Below are 19,381 nucleotides of genomic sequence, written 5' to 3' on the forward strand. Positions count from 1 at the left end.
CGGGACTGCCGCGAACGCGGTCAGAGGGTGGCCTGCACAGCGGCCGCCTTGGCGCGCAGTGCGAGGGATGAGGAGTTCCGGCGCGTGGCGGCAACATCGCGCACCAGGCCGTCCAGGGCCTGCTGGGCCGTGCCCATGCGGTCTGCCAGGCCGGCATCGATGGCGCGCTGGCCGCGATACAGCCTCGCCTGCGTGTCGATCACGGCCTGCACGGACATGCCCCGATAGGTGGCCACGTCCTGGGTGAACAGCTGATAGGACTCGTTGACCAGATCCTGCAGCGTCTGCAGCGACTGCTCGGACAGCGGCTCATGCGATGTGAGATCGTTTTTGTGCGCACCGGCAAACACCGTGGTGACTTTGATGCCCATCTGCTCTTCGCGCTTGGATGTGTCGTAGTGCGAGGCGATCACCCCGATGCTGCCCGTGCCGCTGGTGCGGCTCAGTACCACCTCTGTGCATGCACTGGCGATCAGGTAGGCGGCGCTGTATGCGTTGTGGTTGACGATGGCCGTGATGGGCTTGGCTTGGGACATCTCGCGGATGTCGGCCGCGACCTCGAAGGCGCCGACGGCATGGCCGCCGTTGCTGTCCACGTCCAGCACGATGCGCTTGACGGCAGGATCATCGACGGCCGCGCTGATGTCGCGGCGCAGCTGCTCATAGCTGGTCATGCGCTCGCACATGTCCATGTGGGCGTTGCGGCTCACAAGGATGCCATGCACGGGCACCACGGCAACGCCGGTGCGCTCGCGGCTGTCGCCGCTGCGCATCGGCGGGCCGCCCTCATCATCGTCGCCATAGTCGGCGCGCGGCGTTGCCACTGCCGGCGCCGCTGCACCGATGTTGATGATGTTGAGCTGCAGGGACTGATTGGCCCAGCGCACACCCAGGTCCAGCAGTTCGGGGGTCGCCAGCAGCGGCTGATTGAACAGCATGTTGGTCAGCAGGAGATGGCGTTTCATTGCTCCAGTGCCTTTTCTACGTTGCGCATCTCGCTTTCCAGCGCGATGCGGGTTGCTTTTTCCTGTTCGCTGCCTGGTGCACCCAACGCACCGGGCTGGCCCTTGCCCATGGCCGTCATGTTCAGCGGCTGCAGGTAGATGTCACCACCGGCGACGGGCGGCATGTTCTCCAGCCGACGGATGTCGTTGACCGACAGCCAGCCCCACTGCCGGCCGATGGCATAGGCCTCATACCGGCTTTTCTGGTCGCCGCGCAGCAGGCCGGACAGGTTGAATTCGACGTAGTAGCGGCGCCGGTCCTGCGGCAGGATCAGATCCCGCGTCATGGCCTGCTCGTGCCGCTTGGCCCAGGCCAGCAGGCAGAAGGCCACGAACTGGATGAGCAGCTGCTCGATCGTGTTGTAGTTGGCCTTTTCCAGGTCATTGACCATGGGCAAGGGAACCTTGTAGATGCGCGCCACATCCACGCCCGACAGTTTGAGAATGGCCGCCACGTCCGCATCCACGTTGTTCATGGAAACGGGCTTGAAGGTCATGCCCTCCTGCAGCAGCGCGACCTTTTTGGCGTTGTCGATACCGCCGAACTTGTTGCCCCACTGGTCCACGATGCGATCAATGCTTTTCTGGTCCTTGATCGCCGCCGCTTCCTTGGGCCGCTCGATGACACCGGAGACCGTGGCACCGTTGGCAAAGGACTTGCCCGTGTACTGCCGGATCGCCTGCGCCAGGCCCACGGACTCCGCATGCAATTGCACTGGGGACAGGCCCGTATAACCATTGAGCGAGGCCCAGCGCACATGGTGCACAAGGCGCATGGGCAGCGGGTCAGGGATACCGGCTACCCGGTAATAGGGCAGCATGTCCGGCCCCTTGAGCACGGTCACCTTGGCCGTATCCAGCGGCCACAGGGCCATGACGTTGCCATCATCGCGCCGCTCGATAAAGCTGTAGCTGTTGCCCCGCAGGCCTGCGTTCATCTGCGACAGCTCGATGCGGTCATAGGGCGTCTGCATTTCGTTCGGGGCGAAGCGCAGCACGTCATAGGCTGGATGGCTGGTGGCCGACTTGCGGCCGCCGTCCTCCGTGCGCTCGTACAACTCGGCAGGGCAGGACGCCAGGCTCTCGGCCAGCAGCGTGACGCAGTTTTGCAGGATGGGCAGGGCGAGTGCAGATTCGGGCGTGACCCGTACCCCTGCGCTGCTGCTGCCGGCTGCGCCCAGCAGCCCCTGCCAGAAGCTGCCCGAGCTGTTGACCAGGGTGCCATCCGCGCTGCTGGCCAGGACATCAGAAAAAAACATGGTGATCCTTTATGGTGCGGATGGTGGAGGCTGCATGCGCCGCGAAGCGTTCTCTTCCCGGCGCTTCACAACCGCCGCCACTTTGTCCAGCAGCCAGCCGTAGCCAAGCAGGCAAAGCCCAGCGAAGCACAGGGCCGAGGGGATATGCATCAGGGCGATGCCCGCGACCACCAGCCCGAAGCCGACCAGGCCGCACACCGCCGACAAAATCCTGTAGCTCATATACCTATCCCTTCTTCCTCGTAGATCGATGGGCCGCTGATTTGCGAGCCCTTGCCGCTGACTCCCACGGCCATCACAGCGCCCACCACACCGTCAATCCGGCCGACAGACTTGGACTTATCGACCTTGCGGTTATTGGATGGGTCATGTGTCACGACTGCATTGGCCGCGTTCCAGGTCAGGACCGGATTACCGTCGTGACGCAGCCGCTCGATGACTTCCAGGGCCTCGGCCATCTCGTCGGCCTCATCCCCTTCTGCCGGCACCATGCCCAGCAGCCGGCGCTCGAATTCATCGACCGCCGGCCCCATGGATTGATAGCCCTGGCCGAAGCCCACCAGCTCGGGCAGCGTGATGCCGTTGTCGGCCATCAGCTGCATCAGATCCTCGATGCGCCAACGGTCATAGGCGATCTTCTGGATCTCGAAGGCTTCGCAGATCTGCACCAGGCGGCGCAGCACGAAGAGCCGGCTCACGGCGCGGCCCGGCGTGGTTTCAAGCCACCCCTCATCGATCCATTGCTGGTAGGGCACCTTGTCGCGTTTCTCCCGCTCGTCCAGCGCGTGATCCGGTATCCAGAAATAGGCCATCAGCCGCCAGAACGGGTCCTCTGCGGTTGGGTAAAACAGAATCACAAAGGCCGTCAGGTCGGTGGTGCTGGACAAGTCCAGACCCGCCACGGCGCGTCGGCCGCGCAGCAAGCGCATGGGCACGGTCTCGCGCGCCTCTTCCCAGATATCCCAGTCGAGCCACGGCGACTCGGCCTGCGTCCATTTGCAGAAATTCAGCCGCAGCACCTTCGCCAGCTTGGCCGGCATGCCGCGCGCGCTCTGCACCTGTGCCCGCAGGTACTGATAGCCCGGGATGCCCTCGCGCTGGCCCGGCAGGCGAAACCGCAGCGACGGGTTGACCTTGGGCCAGCAGCGTTCGTCCCTGGTCGGATCGTCCCCCTTGTCCAGCGAGCAGATGAACCCGAAGAAACGGTCGTCCTCTGCCTTGCCGGTGCACACGTCTGCACCGTAGTCGTGGTACTGGCCGCAGGGCGTGTTCTTGTCGCTGCCGCTGTTGGTGATCATGATCACCATCGCGCGCAGCCGGTTCTTGGTGCCGGCGATCATCATGTCCACCACGGTGGCCGTCTTGTGCTCATGCACCTCATCGATCAGCCCGACATGCGGACGCGGACCCGACTGCCCCTCATCGGCAGCGATGGTCTTGAAAAAGCTGTTGGTCTCGGCGTAGAACAGGTTCCACACCTTTTCGTCGCGGCCCGACTGCACCAGGCGCGAGGCCAGGGCCGGCGACTGGTTGACCATGGCCACCGCATCGCGGAACAGGATCTGCGCCTGGTCCTTTTTCGTCGCGGCAGCGTAGATTTCAGCGCGCTGCTCCTTGTCCGCCGTCAGGCCATAGAGTCCGATGCCTGCGACCAGCGGGCTTTTGCCCGAGCCCTTGCCTGTCTCAATGTAGACCACGCGAAAGCGCCGGTATCCATCGGCCATGTACCAGCCGTAAAGGCTGCCCACGATGAAAGCCTGCCAGGGCGCCAGCACGAAGGGCTTGCCCTCGAACTGGCCGCCGTTGAGTTTGAGGACATCCTCAAAAAAACCAATGGCACGGTCTGCCGCGCCCTGGTCCCAGATCAGCCCGCGCTTGTGGCCGGCCTTGAGGTCCTGCAGATGGCGCTTGCACGCCGCACGCACCAGCGGCCCCGCGATGATTCGCCCCTGCAGCACGCGCCGGGCGTACTTGCGCACGCGGCAGTCACCTGCTGAAGTAGCGTTCGACTGCGTCCTTTTCGTCATTGCCGAACAGCTCCCCTTGCGGTGTACCTTGTGCTTTCATGCTTCGCCGGGCCAGGGGCGACATTCCAAACGCTGCGCCAGCGGCGTTCGCGCGTTTTTCTGCATCGTTCGCCAACTGGCGCCAGACGCTTATCTGCTTGGCGCCCGTCGCGTAGGTCTGCACGTCGCCGGCCTCGGCCTGCGCTGTGTTCTTTTCCACGATGAGGCGGCGAAAGCGCTTCCAGTCGGCCACGGCCTCGCAGTAGGAAGCCAAGGCCATGCCGTCGATGCGGTGCACCCATCCCAGGGTCAGCAGATCGGGCAACACGCGCGCCCACTCTTCACGCGCTTCGGGCGTGAGCACATCGGGCATCTCAGGGGCGCACGCGGCAACCGTGTTTTCTTCCTGCTCGCGCAGCAGCTCAGCGGCTTTTTTTCCGCTCGCGGTCCCACCGGCCAGCGCCAGGAAAGAGGGGCGAGCACTTCGCCCGGAGTTGGCATTTCCCGCCATAGATCCTCCTGTTATCGATACCCCCCCTCCCTTTTTCCCCGCCCATTTTGCGAACGGAGAGAACAGGTCGGTCTAGGGCCAAAAGGGGTAGAACAATTTCACCCCCCCTCCCCCTCGGAGCCGGTGCGTGGACGGTTCCACGGGTGGCGCGGGTCCAGCGGGCGGCCATCAGGCGCGCAGCCTGCGATGCGCCCGGACTTCTCCAGCCGCTGCTTGTCGGAGTCGTGGCAGAGCTTGCACAGCGGCTGCCAATTCGACCGACTCCAAAACAAGCGCTGCGCGGCAGCGATGCGCTCGGGATCGCCCGACTGCTTGGCCTCGCCGAGGCGCGGCGCAATGATGTGGTCCACAACCTGCGCCGGGATCGACTCGCCACGCTTGAGATGGTCCGCACACAGCGGGTTGTCGCGCAGGAACTGGTCACGGCATGCACGCCAAGTGCTGCCATACCCGCGAGACGCTGCAGAACCACGCCGCTCGTCGTGGTCCCTGCGGCTGATCGCCCTGCGCTTGTCCGCTGTCATAGATGCTCCGAGGGGGCAAAAGAAAACCCCACCAAGCTTGCACTTGGCGGGGTTCGGGTTGCCTGCAGTCAGTGGGTTGGGACACCTTCCACAAGTTGCCTGAAATGTACCAGGACTCTCTATGACGTAAAACTATCCGGGCGCGGTTTGACTGCCCAGAGCTGGGCCAGCTTGCGCTCCCGCTCCTGCACCATTGCCACCAGCCATTCATCAATGGCCCGGTCTGCTGCCTCCAGTTGAGCATGCACAGTAGAGGGCGCCCGGCCGATCCGCCTCGCTGTGCCCTGCACTCCCAGGTCTCGCAGGTAGATCAGCTCAAGGGTCTGATGCAGATGCGGCTTGCTGGGCTTGAGGGACTGGACAGCCTTGTCCGTTTCCTCGGCCTCAAGGTGCAGCACGGGTATGACCGACTCCCGCAGCTTGGGCCGCTGCTCGGCACTCGCCATCCAGGCCGCGAGCATGTTCTGCGATGGGAAGCCGAGGCCGTGCCCATCACGTCGCGCACGCCACAAGGCCCAGTTGTCCAGCCGCTGTTTGATTCGCTCGATGCGCGCCATGGTCAGGCCTCCTGCGGCAGTGGGCCGAGCAGGCAGACGAATGCAGGCCGGGCCATCTGCTGCAACAGCTTTGCCGGAGCGTCCAGGCTCGCCCATGCGACGAAGGGCGTGCCTGCCAACTGCTGTCCCTCCATGGCCCAGAAGCAATTGGGGCGGCCTGCCAGCCCCATTCGCACCAAACCCCAGACCCTTTTGTCAGCCGCTGCGGCCTTGCAGATATGCCCGTAGACCCCGGGCATGTTGCTCTTGATGATCTGCTGGCCCCGCTCGATGCGGCGCCTGTCCTCTGCCGTCCACTGCTGCCCATCCGACTTGCTTGCCGGCCCTGCTGATCCTGCTTGTGTCCGAGTGTCCATACTGTCCATCCCAACCTATAGAGATAACGGGTAACCGCCCGAATCCGCGCGAGCGCGCCCGCGCCCCTGCTCGCCAGCCTGTGCCCGCCCGCCGCTGCACAAGCCCGGCCACCCGCCCAACCGCACAGACAATGCAGCGGCTGCAACCCCAGGAAATGGGGAAGTGGTGGCCGATGGTGTCCATAGCAAAACCTTGGACACCCTGGACACTTGGACACTCAGGTCATTGGCGAAGGGCAAGCCATCCCCGCCACCGCTCCGCATCGGGGCCGCATAGCGACCACCGGCCCAGCACTGGGCACGCTGCAGCGAATCACGCCTCCAGCAGCGCATGCGGTACGGCGCGTTTCAAGCGCTGCCCACATCGAAAAGGGTTGAAGATCAGAACGGCTCATCGACATCCCAGGGCGCCGGCTCAGAAGCAGGCTTAGGGGGCACAGGAGGAGCCAGGTAGACAGCGGGCACAACGGGCGCCGCAGGAGCTGACTCATCAGCTGGCGCGGGCGTGTCTAGACCGCTGGGGCGATCCTCTGGCGGCCAGTTGCGCGGCCGCGCGAAGCCCCAGGCACGCACGCCATGGACCTGCTTTTTCACGCGCTCCCAGCCCTCATGTTTGAGCCAGCCCGTGATCTGTGTTTGCAGGCCGGGCGGCGCCTTGGCAGCATCCACTGCAAGGGCCTGCACCAGTTGGGACATGGTCACGAAATCCGTCGCATGGTTGACCAATGCGCCGATACCTGCCGGCTGGGACGGCCGGGTCAGCACATGCAGCAGTTCGCTCTCCACCGCCGTCTCCACCAGGCGGCTGTCCTGCATCGGCTTGAACAACCGCTCCTCCTGCTCGGGCGAAGGAATGTAAGCCTCGCCCTGCAGGTACAACGCGAAGGCCTCGGCCAGCAGTTGCTCGCGCTTTTCGGCAACCCAATCCGTATTGATGCGATGGCGCACGGGCACAGGCCAGAAGCGGCGATTGCCGGTGCGGTCGCGCAGGTAGGTGTCCTCATTCGTGGTGCCTACCAGCACGCACTGCCGGGGAAAGCTCTCCACCGTGGTTCCATAGGCCACCCGGTAGCGGTCGACCTTCGCGGAGATGAAGGCCTTGATGGCGCCCACCTCGGCCTTGCTGAAGTGCGACAGCTCAGCGATCTCATAGACCCAGATGCCCTGCACCTGCTCTTGCGCCTCCTTGCCGCGCCCCACCTCGAAGGCGGTATCGCTGTAAAACTCGCTGCTGGCCAGCACCTCGACAAGGGTGGACTTGCGCAGTCCGCCGGCCCCTTCGAGCACGGGGCAATAGTCGTACTTGCAGCCCGGCTCCATCACCCGATAGACCATGCCCAGCACCCAATACTTGCTCACAAGTCCCAGGTACTCGAACATGGCAGGCCGCAGCGTTTCGGGCGTCTCGCCCAAGGCGTGAATCAGCCACTTGCTCAGCCGAGGCTTGCCATCCCACGTCAGCCCCGCCAGATACTCGCGGATGGGGTGAAAGCGGCGCGTGCTCGCCACGGTCAGCAAGCCCTCATCAAGTGCCGCCTTGCTGATGCTGGGCAGTCCGTAGGTGTCGGTCAGCCATTTGCCCAGCAGCAGCGCATCAGCATTACGCACCTCGCCTGCCCGGGCGTAGGGCCACGGCCAAGCCTTGCGGCATTGCACGGTGTTTCGCAGCTCGTCGTACCCCAGCACATCCCGCAGCTCAGGCAACCGCTCAAGACAGGCAATCACCAGTTTGCGCGAAACGTTCCAGCGGAATTTCTCGGCGTCGTAGTAGTACGACATCCATTCGGGGACCATCTTCCCGCCGATGCGCACCATCGGGCCGTCATCTTCCAACGGCTCATCAAAGCCAGCGCTGCCACCCGGGGGCGCATCACCACCGCCTCCCGTGCCAACGGGGGTTTTAGCGCCGGGCGCCGGGCCTGCAGCTTCGCCGGCCTGGTCGGCCGCGGCCTCGATAAATGGCTGCGCCTGGCCGAAGAACCGCAGAACAGCTTCCCCGTCCCATCCGTCCGCTTCGATGGCATCGCGTGCATCCCATCCATCCTTGACATCACCGGGTTTGGGAATGGGCAACATGCTCACTGTGCAGCCGTGCGTATCGCGCAGCAGCTTGCCAATGCCCAACATTGCCGCCATGCCAGGCTGTTTTTGCTCAGGGAGCAGAGGCTTGCCAGACTCCAACGCCTCGCGCGCCGCGTCGTCGCCCTTGACAGACTTGCGCTCAGCCGGAGTCAGCGGCATGTGCTTTGCATCGCAGTCAGGCCACAGCAGCACCGTATTGCCTGCCAGCCAGCTCCAATCCGCCCGCTTCCAGGCCTTGGAACCTCCCGGCCAGGATGCAACGCAATAGATGCCTGGCGAGATGGCATCCAGCAACCGCTGCAGCACCTCGCCCTTGATCTCCCCTTCGACCAGGATCACAGTCCGGCCCTCGGGCAGGCGATGCGATGGCAGGTACAGCGGGCGCGGCTCATCCCACTGGCGCCAATGCCATTTGCAGGCCCCGTCCTTAGCAGACAGGCAGAACGTGTAAGGCAGCGTGTCCTTGCCGCCGTCGCTTGTCAGGAAGCGCGCCACGTAGCCATGCAAGTCGCCGCCCAGGCGGTACTCTGCCGTGTGGACAAGATCGCTGGCCGTGCGGTGATAGTGCGTGAACGTAGGCGCAGGCGCATAGTCCGGCACGGGCTGCAGCGTGCTCCACTCCGACTCTCGCTCGCGCTTGGGCGACTGCTCAGGCTGCGGGCGCGGATTGGCAACAGACGCAGACTTTCCTGCGCGTGATCCATATTTCACAAGTCCGGCGACATCCTCAAGTCCCTCCTCCTGCGCCACCTGGATTGCGGCCTTGGCAAGGCTCAGCCCGTGGATCTGCGCATACAAATCGAGCAGATCGCGGCCGCTTTCGCCAGACTGGAAATCGCTCCACATCCCCGAGTTGAGGTTGATGCTGCAACTGCCACCCTTGCCCCCGGCCAGGCTGGCGCACTTGTACTCATGGCCAACAATCTCGCCCCCTGGCAGCCAGGCCGGCACAAGACGGTCAGCCCCCTTGAGCAACGCATCGGCCAAATCCGCAAACTTGATGGGGGGAAGATCCTCACGATCCTGCATAGACACCCCCTTGCGCACGCAAAACCACACAAGCCGGCGTCCCAACCACCGGCAGCTTGCTCATCGCCATTGATTACCCCCAGGCCCGCAGCGCTTGCGCCAGGCCCACACATCCATCAGCGTCATTCGCCGCTGGCCTTTGGGCCACGGGCGCATACAGGGCCACGGGCCGATTGCGGTAGCTCACGCGTCGCTCGCCCACCTTGACCAGCACGCCGGCGCGGCGCATGTTGTCTACGGCACGCCTGCAGGCATCCACGCCCACACGCGCCGCATCAGCCAACTCCCGCAAAGTGCAACCACTGCCAGGCGTAGCCAGTTGCTCACAAGCCAGGACCAACGCCTGGCGAACCTCGCCTGCAGGCCTCATGTGAAGTCCTCCGACCGGCCAGCGGCACGGCGCGCATTGCGGCGCAGCCGAAACACCAGCTCGATGATTTCCATGCAGCCCGCTTCCAGCTCATCGCATTCGGTACTGTCGATCTGGTTGTCTTCAGTGACGCGGGCGCAGATGCCTGCGAGCAATCCGTTTTTCGCGGTGATCTGCATCACCTTCTGGCGTATCGCCGTGGCCTCGCAGGCCCACCCACCCTCCGGCGGGGGCGGCAGATAAGCGGAGGCCATGGAGAAACGAGCGTTGAACGACTGAAGCCAGCGCCGAGCGTCTGGGCGTGCCATATCGATCAGCCACTCGCTCAGCAACTCAAGCATTTCTGTGCTCAGCGACTCGCCATCAGCACCACGCAGACGCCTACGCAGATCCTCGGGATGAATCGCTTTTTCGCGGCGGTCGGTCAGGAATGCAGCGGCAGCCGTCACGCCGCCAGGCGCCTCACGCACCGCGTTGTAGAAGATGTCGCGCCAGTCGGTCGCGGAATAGCGGCGGGTCATGGGGCAACCAATCAAAGCGGCAGGCGCGAAACGTGCAGCGGCACCACCTCTGCAGCCTTGCTGTACGGCCGACGCATCCGAGCCGTGACAAACAATTCACCATCCGGCAGATGCAGTGATGGGTCTACCGTGGCCGCCAGCAACTGATCGCGTGTTGCTCGGCGGATGCGGTCCTGAGCGCTGGAAAGCGCATCACGCACAATGGCCTCGCCATCATTGCCACGCGCCAAGGAAATGACCTGGTCGCACGGCAAAGCCTTGAACTGCTCCCCTGGCAGATGCTCCAGAAAAATCACGTCCGCTTCGGGCCAGTGCTTCATAGCGCCATCACGGTCCTTAACGAACTCCGAGTCGGGATCGTCCACCCCCGCACACCTGAGGCCTTGCGCTTCAAAAAACTTGCTCAGCATCTGAGCATGCGTAGACTTTCCGCTGCCCTGTGCACCAACCAAATGAAAGATCTTGACCATGAGTTTTCCCCTTAAAAAGAAACAGGAACTGCCCTACTCGCTGCTGCTTGACCCGGACACGAACCGGGCAGCCGCGTACACCTTCAATCACCGCCTGATCACAGAAAACGCCAGCCAAACGCTGGTGCGGTTCGCCCTCGAAAACACCGCGCAAGAAGCGGCCTTCGACCAAAGCAAGCACGACCCCAAATCCGAATGGCGCCCGCTACCTGGATGGGCATCCGATGACCTGCTGGACAGGCTCAAATTGGTGTGGATCAAGCGCCCGGACGGAGAGGCACCGGACGAAGAGTGGCAAGCCATCCCCGCGCGATGACGGCTAGGCCGTTCCCCTTGAACGGCTGAAATTTCAGGATGGCGACAACCCGCGGTGCGCAAGACACTGCGGGCATGACGAAAAGAAAGACCCACTCCAGCAAGCAACGCAAGCCGCACACGCCTTCCCGCGCGTGCGGCACCAAGTTGGGGAAGGAGACGAATCCCGGGCGACGTTGCCGGGTAGCTGGAGGGGGGCAAAACAGATGCCAAGACGCTAGACATTCGCGCCTCCAGACACAGAGGCATGGGAGCCACGCACGACCCACCACATCACGTCTGAGCGCAAGGACTCGCACAGCACCTCGCGCCCACTGTGCAGCTCGATGAGGATGCAAAGGCTCTCAGCAGGCTTCTTGCCGTATGCGACGTTCCGCAAGTGGCCATAAGAGGTCTTGCAACGCTGCGCGAAGTCTTCGCGCGCAGGCCCACTCAGGCCCCCCAAATATTCCTTCAGCGTCTTGGTAGTCATGACGCAAGACTATACACCGAACGGTGCATAAAAGAACACCATTCGGGGAATTCACCAAATGGTTACGGGCTGGTCAAATCAACCACTATGGAAATCGCAGACATTCGCCGCCGCAACGCACAAAAGATCGTGGACGAGCTCACGCTGTCAGCTGCAGCCCGCCGCTTCGACCTTCCCACTCGACAGCTGCTCGACATGCTGCAGGGCCGCAAGTCCTTTGGTGAAAAGATTGCTCGGAGGATGGAGGCAAATTTTTATCCTGAGCATCTCCCCGGCTGGCTCGACCAGCTTCAGGATTCCATCCTTGATGAGGATGCGACCATCGCTGCTGCGCCTGCAGCCATGAAGACAGCGGGAGACATCCGCATCCCGCAGTACGAGACCGGTGGAGGCATGGGCCATGGGATCGTGCTAGCCGATCAACCGGGCGTGATCAAGCAGTGGACAGTGTCTGAGAAGTGGCTACACATGAATGTCCAGCGAATCACCAGCGCCAAAAATCTCGCCATAGTCACCGGCTTCGGCCCTTCAATGCAGCCCCTCTTTAATCCAGGTGACCCTCTTCTCGTTGACAGGGGGGTGAAGGTGGTGGACACAGATGGCGTCTATTTCTTTCGAGTGGGAACCGAAGGGTTTGTGAAGCAACTGCAACGCATCCCCACGATCAATGGACTTGTTGTTCGAGCCAAGAGCTACAACTCCCTGTATGACCCCTTCGACATCGTTGATGGGATGGACTTCGAGGTGTTCGCCCGAGTGGTGAAGATCTGGAAGGGCGAAGAATTCTAGATATACACCAAACAGTGTTGACCTAATATGCACCGAATGGTGTAATGCGTCTGCCTGAGTTTTCGCTCAGGCGGGCGCAACGGCATGCAGGTCGTGCGCCCTCCACCGCATAGGAGGCCCGGCATGCAATGCAGCAGTACAGCAGACAGTGCACACGTCTGCACCCTCTCTCTCGCCGTAGACACGACGCCGCTGCAGCGGCAAAACCAGCAGCCTGAGTGCCTGCTCTGGCCGCATCGGCTCGCCGCCATGTGTGACGCCGCGCATGCACGGGTGCAGCAGGACATCCTGCAGTCCGCCAGCGCGGCATACATAGCCCTCGACGTCACGCCCCCGGACAGCCACGTCATCGACGTGCTGATGTCCATCCCCGGCTTGGCCGGCGTCAAGCTGACGGCCGATGTAAAGGGCGAGCGATGACCATCTACACCGTCACGTGCGGCCGCACGCGCCACACGATCCGCGCCACCGGCGCCGCTGATGCCATTGCCCGCGCAATGGTGCTCTTTGGCCACGGCCACCCCATCAGCGCGAAGGCAGCACGATGAGCCGCCCTCCCATCCAGATGGACGGCCCGCACCGTCCACGCCGCGTCCGCCGCACTGTGCTGCGCTGCCTGGTCCTGGCCCTGTTCGGTGCCCTCGTCGTCTTCAAGTTCGGGGCCACGCCATGGCACTGATCGTCATCACCGGCACCCTGGTGCAAGACGCCGAGGTACGCACGCTGCCCCAGGGCGTGGACAGCACACCCATGCCAGTCCTGTGCTTGCTGATCGACAGCGACGGCCCAGGCCAATTGCCTGTCAAGGCTGAGCAGGTCTACCCGCCAGCAGCTCGCGCGCAGGCCCAGCAGCGCGCCAAGTCATTCAAGCGCGGCATGCGTGTATCCATCACCGCGCCCGTCCACCAGATCCGCCACACCTTGGGCCACTGCAGCGACATACAGCCCCTGCATGAGCCCGCCCCCATCCAACCCCAAATGCAACTTCTGGAGGCCGCTCATGGCTAAAGCAATCGTCATCGAAATCAAGCACGTCGGCCCTGGTGCAGTCCAAGTTGAATCGGATCTGCGCACACCCCGCGTAGGCGCGCCTTTGGCCCCGCAGGAATCCGCAGCACTGGAAATGATCCAGCACATCCAGCGGCAACCGGCCTGCCGCCGCGTGATCTATGACAGCCCCCGGGTCGATCCCGACACAGCCGCCTGCGTTGCCCTGGTGCGCGATCTGCTGGACCCGGAGGAGTTCGGCCACAGCGTCACAGCCGAAGTGCGCAACGCGGCGCGCCGCGCCTTTGGCATCAAGGGCCAGCAGGAGGGTCTTGCCGCATGACTACTGCCAACGACAACCCGACAGCCGCCCTGCCCATGCCCGGTGCCGGCGCACTGATGATGAATGTGCCCATCCTGAGCATCGCCCGCAGCCTGCGCAACCCGCGCAAGCACTTCGACGCGGCAAAGCTGCAGGAACTGGCCGACTCCATCAAGGCCACCGGCGTGCACCAGCCCATCCTGCTGCGCCCGCTGCCGGAAGCGCGCATTGCCGATGAGCAGGCATGGGCCAAGGCCGAAAAGCGCGAGCGCGCACAGTACGAGTTGATCGCAGGCGAGCGCCGTTGGCGCGCCAGCCAGATCGCTGGCCTGGCAGAGATCCCCGCAATGATCCGCCCGATGTCGGACGCTGACGCCTTGCGCGCGGCCGTGATCGAGAATCTGCAGCGCGAAGACGTGACCAAGCTGGAAGAGGCAGAGGGATACCGCGAGCTGCTGGATCTGGGCAACACCACGGCCGATGAAATCGCCAAGGACGTGGGCAAAAGCCGCACGTATATTTTCAACGTGATGAAGGTGCTCGACCTGTGCGAGGAAGGCCGCGACGCACTGCGCAGGGGCAAGATCGATTTCAGCAAGGCGCAGTTGATCGCTCGCATTCCCGACGAGGGGCTGCAGCTCAAGGCGCTGAGCTACTGCACGGAGACCAACTACAGGGGCGACACCCCCAGCTATCGCTCCTGCGCCGAGCATGTCCAGCAAAACTACATGCTCAATCTGCACAGTGCCACGTTCAAGATGACGGATGAGGCACTGCTACCGGCGGCAGGAAGCTGCAAGGCCTGCCCCAAACGCACCGGCGCGAACCCCGACCTCTTCAACGATGTCAGTGCAGACATATGCACCGACCCCAATTGCTACCGCGAGAAGGAAGAGGCCCACGCCATCGCCATCAAGCGTACAGCGGTAGAGCGCGGGCAGCACATCATCGAAGGCCGCGAAGCCAAGACCCTGATGCCAAGCGCCTGGTCCGGTGAAGTAGCCGGCTATCTGCGCCTCGATGACAAGCGCGACAGCCCCACCGAAAAGCCCCTGCGCAAATTGATCGGCAAAGCCATGGAAAGGCAGGGCATCCTGCCCACCCTGATCGCCAATCCCCACAAGAATGGCGAACTTGTCGCAGTGATCACAGCAGACCAGGCACAACTACTGCTCAAGGAGGCCCAGCAGGAAGAGGCTGCCGACAAGATCCAGCAGGAAGCCCAGCGCGAGCAGCAACAGGCCAAGCGCGCCGCCGACCAAAAGCGGAAAAGCGACTATGAAACTCAATGGCGCTGGGACGTGCTCGAAGAGAGTTGGAAAGCGCTTTCCGAACTTGGCGGCGCGCCAGTGTCCGATGAATTGCTGCGCTACTGCGCCCGCAACATCGCCAGAACCTACAGCCAAGACCGCGCCAAGAAGCTGTGCAAGCTGCTGGACCTGGGCAAGGTCGCCCCCGTGGAGGGCCTGTTGCAGCACATCGCCGACAACGATGCGCCCGGCGACCTACTGCAGCTACTGGTGATGTATGGCGATGTCGAATATCGCTACTGGCTGAAGGATGACCCCGACGCGAACAAAGGCCTGCACCTGGTTGCTGCGCACTGGGGCGTAGACATCGCAGCCGTCAAGGCCAGGACCAAGGCCAATCAGCGTGCCGCAGAAGCCCAGGCCGAGGCTAGAGCAGCCGCAAAGGCCTCTGTATCTGCTGCCCCGAAGGGGGATCTACCCCTTGATCCCGCTGCGCGCGCTGGCGAGAGTCGCGCGAAGGGCAAAGCCAAAAAATCCCCCGCTGCGCGTGCGAGCGCTGAGCCGAAGACGACTGCCGCTGAAGCCTCGGCCGCTATCGCGGCCGCGCTCCAAGACCAAGAATCAGGCGACGAGGGGGCGCCTGTCGCTGACGCGCAGGCACCCATTCAAGGTGCGGCTGCAGCCGCACAGGGCGACGATGCAGGCCCAGTCGCAGCTGACGCTGCGCAGGGCCTGCCGCCCTCCCCTTCGGCCGCGGATGTTGACCTGGCAGACGCCCCCGGCACGCAGCAGTCTGCGCCCGCGCAGACTGACACCGCTGACGATGGCCAGGACAGCGCGGACGCCGGCACCGGGGCAGCAGATCAAGCAGCCACCAGCCAGGCGCCCACGTTCGCGGCCGGTGACCTGGTGCGCGTCAAAGTCGGCCTCAAAGGCCCGACGGGTAGGCCCCGCAAAGAGTGCGGCCGCGTGGGCGTGGTGCGGCCTGGCCATCTGTCGCTGATCGTGGAATTCGGCGCCGGCGTAGGCCAGCGCGCAGGCTTCGAGCCCGAGGAGCTGGAGCCCTACACCGCAGACCCTATCGTGCACAAGCGTGTGCGTGTGCTCAATCTGGAGAGCGCTTACCGCTGGCAGGAAGGCACCGTCACAGCATGCACAGCAGACGGCTGGCAAGTGGAGTTCTCGGGCAAGCCTGGCACCGTGGCCAAGGCTGCAATTTTCGTTACCAAGGAACTGGAGAGCCTGGCATGAACGGACGCCGTAAACCATTCCGCAGCCGCTGGGCAGGTCGACCCGACACATTTGCCGTGATCAATCACCACGGCACCAAGCTGACGAGCAAAGAGATCGCCTCCATCATCGGCCCAGTGCGCGAGTGCTTTGCCCAGATCCGCGCCGGTACAGCCACGGAGCTGCACGCCACAGTCATGCACAGCACTATCCAGGTGGCCCAGGAGATAGAACGCGGGGGCATCGTCCGCGGCTTGGCCGAACATTTCAACAGCGCCCAGGCCGCATGCGAAGCCTACTTCGCACGCTGCCGCGCCGGCGGCGCCTGGCACCCAAGCGTTGTGCACTTCTACGAGCTGGACGCCCTCACCACCGCGATTGACCTGCATGAATTCCAGTTGCAGCAGCTCACGGCCCATGAGATCCAGGAAGTGACGCGCAGGCTGATCGCTCGTACAGAGAGCAGCGGTGGCGAAATGCTCCAAGCTGATAGCGACCTGGTCACGACCAGACCGTACCGCAAGAGCCGAGAGGAGGAACCCGCATGATCGGCACACAACCCACTGGCGCCATTGAGGGCGTGCAAATCAGCGCAGTGAGCCATGAGGGCCTGAGCGTCAGCATCAACGGCAAGCCTGGGCGGCTGGCCATCATCACTGAGGATGGCCAAGTCGTGGCCGCCGGCAAGGAGGTGGCACGCGAAGCACAGGCGGTAGCGGTCAACTGCTATCGCAATTTTTTGCAAGGCAAAGGTTTTCTTCGGATATTAAGCAATCCAATTAAATCCGAAATCAGAAATTAAATTCACCCAACACTCAAATAAGTATTTGAGGAAAAATCCACAAACGAATAAATCATATCGGAGTCATTGAAAGGACGTTTCAACATGTGGGCAAACAATGAAATTAATTATCCATCACGTTGAATTTCTTTATTGGAGAGCCACTGATTAATGTTGCTACTTAACGTTTGCAAAGCCTCTTTATACTCTGGATAATCCGAAACATTAATATTATTCAAGCGGTTTCTTGCAACATCGATGCCAACAAAATCCTCGATAACACGTCTATCAAATGTATTGTAAGAAACCGATACCCGATCACCTGCAGTATGACGCCTTCCCCTGTTCATTATTTTTCCAATGAATTCAGCAAAGCCCTTTTCATTTTTTATATAATTATTTACCCACATTCTCGGTTCATTAAATGATTGCGAATAATTTTTCCAATCATAGATAATAGAAACCAGATGTGGATGCAATATTAATGCATTCGACTCGATAGAAAGCGTTCTGACAATATCTAGCCATTCATTCTTTATCATCTGAATAGCTTCTGAGTTGAGTACAGGAAATGTAACCCCATCATTTTTCTCCGCAGAAGATTCGCTTAATTGAATCATCAAGGCACCTACGGCCAGAGCTTTCGTCTTGCGCAACGCCGCAAGAGCCAACTCTCCGCGCATTTTCTCCGGCACTCTATGCAAAAACCAACTAGTTGATCGCCACGCAGAAACCCAAGGAGAACTAAATGGATCCTCTCCTCGACTACTTGCCAATTTCTCTGCGATCTCAAACATTCCAGGCAGCAAAACTGCAGCATTCTCTACAGGGAGCCTATCGACTGATTCGTCCATTCTTGCAGCGAGCGACTGCAAAAGCCCATCTGCCTCAGCACTGGCTATAGCGGCTGCCAGAGACTCCTCTGTCTTCGTTGCACACAAAAACTCTATAAAACGGCGCTCCGACATTTCACCAGCTGTTGTCTGGAGCTCAAAATAGCTAGGAAAATAGCGGAACGAGCAAACTCGCTTTTCTTGCAACCATTGTTGATCAGAACCATCTGGATAGCTCATACCTCTAAAGAGCCATTCAGTACGAGGAAACAGGTGTTTGAGCGCATCAACAGCAATTCTTCTACGCTCCGCGGATGAGACACCAAGAAGCTTCTCAATAGCTTCTTTATCCGAATCTTTATATCCATCACCCTGAAATCGATTAGTTTGGAGCAGCAACTCCTTATTTTTAAACAGAGACTGATATAAATTTGGCTCAAAAACTCGCAGAGCTTCCAACAGGAGAAAATCAACAATATTGACTTCAAACACATCGCCATCCAGGTGTAATGGCGTATGTATAGCAATCGATGAAATCAATCTTTTGGCATCACGAATATTTCTCACCATCGGCTGGATACAATCAATGAAAACATTGCTCCACCTTGGCTCTATGAAACCATTTACCTCTGTAGCATATGCTCCAGCAAATCTAGAAAGCTCTTCACCAAAAATACGATGAACTACGGACACCGGAACTGCAGGCAGATCAAAATTAGCTTGCACGATTTTTTCTAGAAATGCGCGGCCATTGTTTCCTGAAATCGGGTCAAGCGCCTGCTCCACAATGCTAGGCTGGAACAGAAGTACAAAAATAATATTAGGTAGATTTGCGTTAGCCTTTACGTTTCTAATAAGAATCCGAATTTGCTCTGGCTCAAGACGATCAATATCGTCAACGAACACCACCAATGGTCGATCGAGTTCGCGAAGTCGGGATTCTAGATCTCTGCGAATTTTTTCAAGCGGCTCACCACTTCTATCACGTCCTGCATAAGAAAGTACCCACCCTATCAGCGGAATGCTAAAAGAAAGCACGGCAAAAACTGCGGCAAAAAATGCTGCTGTCGGCAGCTTAAGTCCAACTGCCGATGCGACCGCAATAACAGAAGCATTGGTCAGTAAATTTGATATGAATATGCTCGATCCGCTGGCCTCCTTTAGAGGAGCGCCGGATCCCGCAAGAATTGCTCCATATCGTCGCAGTGTTTCCGCACGCGCTCGTGCTGCAGAGGAATGCTGGCCACCAAGGCGATCTGCTATCTGGGAAAAAAGAGCTCGAATAAGAGCATCACTGTCACCCCACTGCCAAGGATTAAAGTCAATCCAATCCGCCCCGCCACGCTTTTTTCGTAGCTTCTCACCTATCAGATTCTTAAGAGAGGATTTCCCAAAACCCCAGTCACCTCGGATTGCAAAAACTCTGCCTTCGATTAGGCTAAGTTCGGAAAGAACATCAGCAATACGATTTGCAAAATCCACTCTTCTGAGGCGATCTTCTGAAGACGACTTAATTGGCATCTCTGCACCAATTTCTCCGCCTGTCAACTCTTGAGCTTCGTTGACGGCGTTACGCCTCCCAAAGCAATCCTTAAGGAATCCCGTAAATTTTTCACAAAATTCAGCCATTGCGCATCAGCTTAAAATATAAATTGCAACCAAAATGCTACACAAAGCAAAAATAGTTATGAAAATTCGTCGCAACTATAACGT

The 19,381-nt window shown here is 60.8% G+C and carries 22 protein-coding genes; 10 read left to right on the forward strand and 12 right to left on the reverse strand.

Annotated elements, in window-relative coordinates; translation table 11 throughout:
* Positions 1–20 precede the first annotated feature (20 nt).
* The 11 genes from ACRSCF_RS18910 to ACRSCF_RS18960 form a co-directional block, all read right to left on the reverse strand.
* Positions 21–965 (reverse strand): S49 family peptidase, encoded by a 945-nt coding sequence (locus ACRSCF_RS18910; RefSeq protein ID WP_034368389.1) that lies wholly within the window; start codon positions 963–965, stop codon positions 21–23.
* Positions 962–2,263, reverse strand: coding sequence for a phage portal protein (locus ACRSCF_RS18915; RefSeq protein WP_272206287.1), 1,302 nt, complete (start codon positions 2,261–2,263; stop codon positions 962–964). Before ACRSCF_RS18915 ends, ACRSCF_RS18910 begins: the two co-directional genes overlap by 4 nt.
* Positions 2,264–2,272: 9 nt before the next feature.
* Positions 2,273–2,485 (reverse strand): hypothetical protein, encoded by a 213-nt coding sequence (locus tag ACRSCF_RS18920; protein WP_034368385.1) that lies wholly within the window; start codon positions 2,483–2,485, stop codon positions 2,273–2,275.
* Positions 2,482–4,242 (reverse strand): terminase large subunit, encoded by a 1,761-nt coding sequence (locus ACRSCF_RS18925; protein WP_324622606.1) that lies wholly within the window; start codon positions 4,240–4,242, stop codon positions 2,482–2,484. The genes ACRSCF_RS18920 and ACRSCF_RS18925 overlap by 4 nt, the downstream gene beginning before the upstream one ends.
* A 7-nt stretch (positions 4,243–4,249) precedes the next feature.
* Positions 4,250–4,780, reverse strand: coding sequence for a P27 family phage terminase small subunit (locus ACRSCF_RS18930; RefSeq protein ID WP_034368384.1), 531 nt, complete (start codon positions 4,778–4,780; stop codon positions 4,250–4,252).
* Positions 4,781–4,878: 98 nt separating this feature from the next.
* Positions 4,879–5,304, reverse strand: coding sequence for an HNH endonuclease (locus tag ACRSCF_RS18935; protein WP_034368381.1), 426 nt, complete (start codon positions 5,302–5,304; stop codon positions 4,879–4,881).
* Between the two features lie 119 nt (positions 5,305–5,423).
* Entirely contained in the window at positions 5,424–5,861 is a 438-nt protein-coding gene (locus ACRSCF_RS18940) for a hypothetical protein (RefSeq protein ID WP_034368378.1), read from the reverse strand.
* 2 nt (positions 5,862–5,863) lie between these two features.
* Positions 5,864–6,100, reverse strand: coding sequence for a hypothetical protein (locus ACRSCF_RS18945; RefSeq protein ID WP_046988315.1), 237 nt, complete (start codon positions 6,098–6,100; stop codon positions 5,864–5,866).
* Between the two features lie 498 nt (positions 6,101–6,598).
* Positions 6,599–9,328, reverse strand: a complete 2,730-nt coding sequence (locus tag ACRSCF_RS18950) for a VapE domain-containing protein (protein ID WP_324622607.1) — start codon at positions 9,326–9,328, stop codon at positions 6,599–6,601.
* A 366-nt stretch (positions 9,329–9,694) separates the two neighbouring features.
* Entirely contained in the window at positions 9,695–10,219 is a 525-nt protein-coding gene (locus ACRSCF_RS18955) for a hypothetical protein (RefSeq protein WP_034368375.1), read from the reverse strand.
* Between the two features lie 11 nt (positions 10,220–10,230).
* Positions 10,231–10,689 (reverse strand): ATP-binding protein, encoded by a 459-nt coding sequence (locus tag ACRSCF_RS18960; RefSeq protein WP_158528318.1) that lies wholly within the window; start codon positions 10,687–10,689, stop codon positions 10,231–10,233.
* Between ACRSCF_RS18960 and ACRSCF_RS18965 the strand changes: the two genes are divergently transcribed.
* The 10 genes from ACRSCF_RS18965 to ACRSCF_RS19010 all read left to right on the forward strand — a co-directional run bounded on the left by ACRSCF_RS18965 (position 10,688) and on the right by ACRSCF_RS19010 (position 16,856).
* Positions 10,688–11,005, forward strand: a complete 318-nt coding sequence (locus ACRSCF_RS18965; RefSeq protein ID WP_034368370.1) for a hypothetical protein — start codon at positions 10,688–10,690, stop codon at positions 11,003–11,005. The genes ACRSCF_RS18960 and ACRSCF_RS18965 overlap by 2 nt on opposite strands.
* Before the next feature lie 558 nt (positions 11,006–11,563).
* A complete protein-coding gene (locus ACRSCF_RS18970) occupies positions 11,564–12,265 on the forward strand; it encodes a S24 family peptidase (protein ID WP_034368365.1) in 702 nt (233 codons plus the stop codon).
* 123 nt (positions 12,266–12,388) lie between these two features.
* Positions 12,389–12,685 carry a hypothetical protein gene (locus ACRSCF_RS18975; protein WP_034368363.1) on the forward strand — a complete coding sequence of 99 codons (297 nt, stop codon included), beginning with the start codon at positions 12,389–12,391 and terminating at the stop codon, positions 12,683–12,685.
* Positions 12,682–12,813, forward strand: coding sequence for a hypothetical protein (locus ACRSCF_RS18980; RefSeq protein WP_324622608.1), 132 nt, complete (start codon positions 12,682–12,684; stop codon positions 12,811–12,813). Before ACRSCF_RS18975 ends, ACRSCF_RS18980 begins: the two co-directional genes overlap by 4 nt.
* Positions 12,810–12,944 (forward strand): hypothetical protein, encoded by a 135-nt coding sequence (locus ACRSCF_RS18985; RefSeq protein WP_324622609.1) that lies wholly within the window; start codon positions 12,810–12,812, stop codon positions 12,942–12,944. Before ACRSCF_RS18980 ends, ACRSCF_RS18985 begins: the two co-directional genes overlap by 4 nt.
* Positions 12,935–13,273: a hypothetical protein gene (locus ACRSCF_RS18990; protein ID WP_324622610.1), complete on the forward strand. Its 339-nt coding sequence runs from the start codon at positions 12,935–12,937 to the stop codon at positions 13,271–13,273. Before ACRSCF_RS18985 ends, ACRSCF_RS18990 begins: the two co-directional genes overlap by 10 nt.
* Positions 13,266–13,595: a hypothetical protein gene (locus ACRSCF_RS18995; protein ID WP_139223855.1), complete on the forward strand. Its 330-nt coding sequence runs from the start codon at positions 13,266–13,268 to the stop codon at positions 13,593–13,595. Before ACRSCF_RS18990 ends, ACRSCF_RS18995 begins: the two co-directional genes overlap by 8 nt.
* Before the next feature lie 35 nt (positions 13,596–13,630).
* Positions 13,631–16,075, forward strand: coding sequence for a ParB/RepB/Spo0J family partition protein (locus ACRSCF_RS19000; protein WP_432675080.1), 2,445 nt, complete (start codon positions 13,631–13,633; stop codon positions 16,073–16,075).
* A complete protein-coding gene (locus tag ACRSCF_RS19005; protein ID WP_034369324.1) occupies positions 16,072–16,602 on the forward strand; it encodes a hypothetical protein in 531 nt (176 codons plus the stop codon). The genes ACRSCF_RS19000 and ACRSCF_RS19005 overlap by 4 nt, the downstream gene beginning before the upstream one ends.
* Entirely contained in the window at positions 16,599–16,856 is a 258-nt protein-coding gene (locus ACRSCF_RS19010) for a hypothetical protein (RefSeq protein ID WP_034369322.1), read from the forward strand. Before ACRSCF_RS19005 ends, ACRSCF_RS19010 begins: the two co-directional genes overlap by 4 nt.
* Before the next feature lie 107 nt (positions 16,857–16,963).
* Here ACRSCF_RS19010 and ACRSCF_RS19015 read toward each other — a convergent pair whose 3' ends face one another.
* The gene (locus tag ACRSCF_RS19015; protein WP_324622612.1) at positions 16,964–19,297 is read right to left on the reverse strand and encodes a KAP family P-loop NTPase fold protein; all 2,334 of its coding nucleotides are present in this window, start codon (positions 19,295–19,297) and stop codon (positions 16,964–16,966) included.
* Positions 19,298–19,381 lie beyond the last annotated feature (84 nt).

The sequence above is a fragment of the Delftia sp. 11MD genome, assembly GCF_050907895.1.
GTDB classification, from domain to species: domain Bacteria; phylum Pseudomonadota; class Gammaproteobacteria; order Burkholderiales; family Burkholderiaceae_C; genus Comamonas; species Comamonas tsuruhatensis.

Bases quoted from the DNA above. Each gene is read 5' to 3' on its own strand.
- ACRSCF_RS18980 (WP_324622608.1), top strand. From the start codon at position 12,682: ATGACCATCTACACCGTCACGTGCGGCCGCACGCGCCACACGATCCGC.
- ACRSCF_RS18990 (WP_324622610.1), top strand. From the start codon at position 12,935: ATGGCACTGATCGTCATCACCGGCACCCTGGTGCAAGACGCCGAGGTA.
- ACRSCF_RS19005 (WP_034369324.1), top strand. From the start codon at position 16,072: ATGAACGGACGCCGTAAACCATTCCGCAGCCGCTGGGCAGGTCGACCC.
- ACRSCF_RS18935 (WP_034368381.1), bottom strand. From the start codon at position 5,304: ATGACAGCGGACAAGCGCAGGGCGATCAGCCGCAGGGACCACGACGAG.
- ACRSCF_RS19000 (WP_432675080.1), top strand. From the start codon at position 13,631: ATGCCCGGTGCCGGCGCACTGATGATGAATGTGCCCATCCTGAGCATC.
- ACRSCF_RS18950 (WP_324622607.1), bottom strand. From the start codon at position 9,328: ATGCAGGATCGTGAGGATCTTCCCCCCATCAAGTTTGCGGATTTGGCC.
- ACRSCF_RS18915 (WP_272206287.1), bottom strand. From the start codon at position 2,263: ATGTTTTTTTCTGATGTCCTGGCCAGCAGCGCGGATGGCACCCTGGTC.
- ACRSCF_RS18930 (WP_034368384.1), bottom strand. From the start codon at position 4,780: ATGGCGGGAAATGCCAACTCCGGGCGAAGTGCTCGCCCCTCTTTCCTG.
- ACRSCF_RS18995 (WP_139223855.1), top strand. From the start codon at position 13,266: ATGGCTAAAGCAATCGTCATCGAAATCAAGCACGTCGGCCCTGGTGCA.
- ACRSCF_RS18920 (WP_034368385.1), bottom strand. From the start codon at position 2,485: ATGAGCTACAGGATTTTGTCGGCGGTGTGCGGCCTGGTCGGCTTCGGG.
- ACRSCF_RS18955 (WP_034368375.1), bottom strand. From the start codon at position 10,219: ATGACCCGCCGCTATTCCGCGACCGACTGGCGCGACATCTTCTACAAC.
- ACRSCF_RS18960 (WP_158528318.1), bottom strand. From the start codon at position 10,689: ATGGTCAAGATCTTTCATTTGGTTGGTGCACAGGGCAGCGGAAAGTCT.
- ACRSCF_RS18940 (WP_034368378.1), bottom strand. From the start codon at position 5,861: ATGGCGCGCATCGAGCGAATCAAACAGCGGCTGGACAACTGGGCCTTG.
- ACRSCF_RS18910 (WP_034368389.1), bottom strand. From the start codon at position 965: ATGAAACGCCATCTCCTGCTGACCAACATGCTGTTCAATCAGCCGCTG.
- ACRSCF_RS18985 (WP_324622609.1), top strand. From the start codon at position 12,810: ATGAGCCGCCCTCCCATCCAGATGGACGGCCCGCACCGTCCACGCCGC.
- ACRSCF_RS18945 (WP_046988315.1), bottom strand. From the start codon at position 6,100: ATGCCCGGGGTCTACGGGCATATCTGCAAGGCCGCAGCGGCTGACAAA.
- ACRSCF_RS18970 (WP_034368365.1), top strand. From the start codon at position 11,564: ATGGAAATCGCAGACATTCGCCGCCGCAACGCACAAAAGATCGTGGAC.
- ACRSCF_RS18975 (WP_034368363.1), top strand. From the start codon at position 12,389: ATGCAATGCAGCAGTACAGCAGACAGTGCACACGTCTGCACCCTCTCT.
- ACRSCF_RS19015 (WP_324622612.1), bottom strand. From the start codon at position 19,297: ATGGCTGAATTTTGTGAAAAATTTACGGGATTCCTTAAGGATTGCTTT.
- ACRSCF_RS19010 (WP_034369322.1), top strand. From the start codon at position 16,599: ATGATCGGCACACAACCCACTGGCGCCATTGAGGGCGTGCAAATCAGC.
- ACRSCF_RS18965 (WP_034368370.1), top strand. From the start codon at position 10,688: ATGAGTTTTCCCCTTAAAAAGAAACAGGAACTGCCCTACTCGCTGCTG.